The 2,942-nt window shown below is 66.4% G+C and carries 3 protein-coding genes; all 3 read right to left on the bottom strand.

All coding sequences use genetic code 11. The features are described from left to right. Positions 1-142: 142 nt before the first annotated feature. Entirely contained in the window at positions 143-937 is a 795-nt protein-coding gene (locus A5624_RS05090) for an enoyl-CoA hydratase/isomerase family protein (protein WP_066862539.1), read from the bottom strand. Then, a complete protein-coding gene (locus A5624_RS05085) occupies positions 934-1,746 on the bottom strand; it encodes an enoyl-CoA hydratase/isomerase family protein (RefSeq protein WP_066862536.1) in 813 nt (270 codons plus the stop codon). The genes A5624_RS05090 and A5624_RS05085 overlap by 4 nt, the downstream gene beginning before the upstream one ends. A gap of 98 nt (positions 1,747-1,844) precedes the next feature. Beyond that, the gene (locus tag A5624_RS05080; RefSeq protein ID WP_066862533.1) at positions 1,845-2,666 is read right to left on the bottom strand and encodes an enoyl-CoA hydratase/isomerase family protein; all 822 of its coding nucleotides are present in this window, start codon (positions 2,664-2,666) and stop codon (positions 1,845-1,847) included. Positions 2,667-2,942 lie beyond the last annotated feature (276 nt).

Raw genomic sequence — 2,942 nt, 5'->3', positions numbered from 1 at the left:
CCGCCGATAATCGCGGCGATACGCCGCGCCAGCGCCCCGACTCGTGCCCAGGAGATCCATTGGCCGCCATACTCGATGGCGCGCGAGTCCGGTTGCAGGTCGAGCACGTCGGCGATGCGTTGGGCCAGCGGGTGAGGCGACATCAGCGAATCTTCGGGGTGCGGGCCGCGCTCGGCGCCCCGGAATCGTTTCCAGCGGCCAGCTCCGCGGTGCCCAACGGGTTTCCCAGCCGGGTATAGATCAGGTTCTGCTCCATCGCCGCGCGGTACGGCTTGTCCAGCGATTCCCAGATCGCCTTCACCGTGCCGGCTGTCGCGGTCGGCGGCTTGGCGGCGATGGTCGCCGCGATCTGGTGGGCGCGGTCCCAAAGCTGGTCGGCGGCGACGACCTCGGAGACCAGCCCGATCCGCAGCGCGGTCTCGGCGCCGACCCGTTCGTCGTTGCCCATCAATGCTATTCGCAACGTTTCACCCAGGCCGATGCGGCGCATCAGGCCGATCGGCTCCAAAGCGCACACCAGGCCCGCCGACACGTGAGAGTCGAAGAAGGTGGCGTTCTCGGAGCAGATCACCACGTCGGATTCGTTGACGAAGTAGAACGCGCCCGCGGTGCATATGCCCTGGACCGCACATACCACGGGCTTCCACATCTTCTGCCACTTGGGACTCAGCGCTTCGCCGGGATCCTCGTGGTTCCAGATGTTTTCGGGCTGACCGTATGGCGTCTTGATGTCCAGCCCGGCGCTGAACGCCCGGTCGCCGGCGGCGCGCAACACGACCGCATGCACCGAATCGTCGAGTTTGACGGTGCGCCACGCGCGGGCCATCTCCTCGCACATGGTGCGGTTGAACGCGTTGAGCTGTTCGGGGCGATTCAGTGTGATGGTGGCGACGTGGTCGCGCGTGTCGACCTCGAACAGAATGGTTTCGAACGTCATCGGCACTGCCAATTCGGCTTGCGCTTCTCGACGAAGGCCCGGGGTCCTTCGGCCGCGTCCTCGGTGCGCAGCACCCGCTCGCGGAAGGTCTCGGCGAGTATCTCCGCCTCGTGCAGGGGCACGTTGAGTCCCTTGAGAATCGCGAGCCGGGTGCCCCGGACGGCCAGCGGTGCATTGGAATTGACGATGTCGGCGATCTCGTGGGCGCGCTCCAGCAGGCGGTCATGTTCCACGATCTCGCTGATCAACCCAAGCTCGTAGGCGCGTTGCGCGCTCATCCGCTCGTGCTTGCCCATCAGGGCCATTCGCAGCGCGATCGAGCGAGGCAACACCCGAGACACCCGCACCAATTCCCGGCCGGCCACCAACCCGATGCTGACGTGCGGATCGAAGAAGGTGGCCTGCTCGGACGCGATGACGATGTCGGTCGTGGTGACCCAATCCATGCCGGCGCCACAGCAGATCCCGTTCACGGCGGTGAGCACCGGCTTGGCCATGGTGCGAAACGGCGGGGTGCCCTCCTGCGGCGCCTCCCACTGGTCGTATGTCGACAGGTAGGGCCGCTCGTAGATCACCTTGCCGTCTTCGGGAATCTCCTTGACGTCAGCACCGGTGCAGAACGCGCGGCCGGTGCCGGTGACGATGGTCAACCAGACAGCGTCGTCGTTTTCGGCCTCGTCGTAGGCGGCCCGCAGCTCGGTGATCATGTGCGGGCTGAGCGCATTGAGGGCGTCCGGGCGGTTCAGGGTGATCGTCGCGGTGTGCCCATCGACTTCGTATTTGATGGTGTCGAACGAATCAGTGGGCATCGGTCATCCCTTCGTGTTGTTTTGCACGTCGAGCGTGGGGCATATGGACGAATTCGAGGCAGTTGCCGTGCGTACGGCCCACACTCGACGCCCCCGAACTAGCGTCCACGAAAATCCGGATCCCGTCGCTGCCGGAAGGCCTCCAGGCCCTCCTTGAAATCGCTTGTTCGGCAAGATAATTCCAGGTTGAACAACTCCTGGGTCAGCGACTGGCTCAGCGTTGCCTGCTGGCCGAAATTGATAGCCTGTTTGGCCAGTCCGAGCGCGGCCGTCGGCCCGGCGGCCAGTCGGCCCACCAACTCTTCGGCGGCGCGGTCGAGCTCGGGGCCGCTGACGGCTTGGTGAATCAATCCCCAGTCGGCCGCATCCGGCGCGCCCACCTTCTCGCCCAGCAGCAGCATTCGCCGGGCCCGCGCCAGGCCGATCAGCCGCGGCAGCAGCCAGGTGGAGCCCGAATCCGGGCTGAACCCCCGGTCGATGAAGGGCTCCCAGAACACGGCATCGTCGGCGGCCACGGTGAAGTCGGCGGCCAGCGTGAGGTTGCAGCCGAATCCCACCGCCCAGCCCCGCACGCTGCACACCACCGGCAGCTGGATGGACGCGACGAGCTCGATCACGCGGTGAGCGGCGTGGGGAATCCGCCGCACCAGATCACCGGTGCGGGGACGCGGGGCGCCGGGGTCGTTGGCGGCGACCCAGTCGGCGCCGGCGCAGAAGTCACCGCCGGCTCCCCGGATGTGCACGGCCCGCAGCGAATCGTCGGAAGCGGCATCGGTCAGGGCCTCGACCAAAGCCCCGATCATCAACTGCGTCAACGAGTTACGCCGCGATGGGCGATCGAGCGTCACCAGTAACACCGCACCCTCGCGGTGCACTGTCACCGAACCCTCGGCACCGGCCGTGTCGGCCCCCTGACTCACCGTCGAATCCGGCCTTTCTCCGCCGATACGGTTACCCATACAGTAGGCAATACGATTGATACGCTGTATAAGTTAGCAAGGATACGCTGCCTGCGAAACAACCCGGGGTGAAAGAGGGAACCATGGCCGCGCCGGCGACGATGCGGCGGGGCACGCCCCCACAAGTGGGAGGTACCCCCGCCCGCTTGCGGGGGACGCCGCGATGAGGAGGAGTGGCGCGATGACCGCGCCGGCGACGATGCAGAGCACAGCGATGAGGAGGAGTGGCGCGATGAC

It is taken from the genome of Mycobacterium sp. 1482292.6 (genome assembly GCF_001672995.1).
Lineage (GTDB): Bacteria > Actinomycetota > Actinomycetes > Mycobacteriales > Mycobacteriaceae > Mycobacterium > Mycobacterium europaeum_A.
Note: the sequence above shows the minus strand (reverse complement) of the source record. Positions and strands in the feature narration are given on the sequence as shown.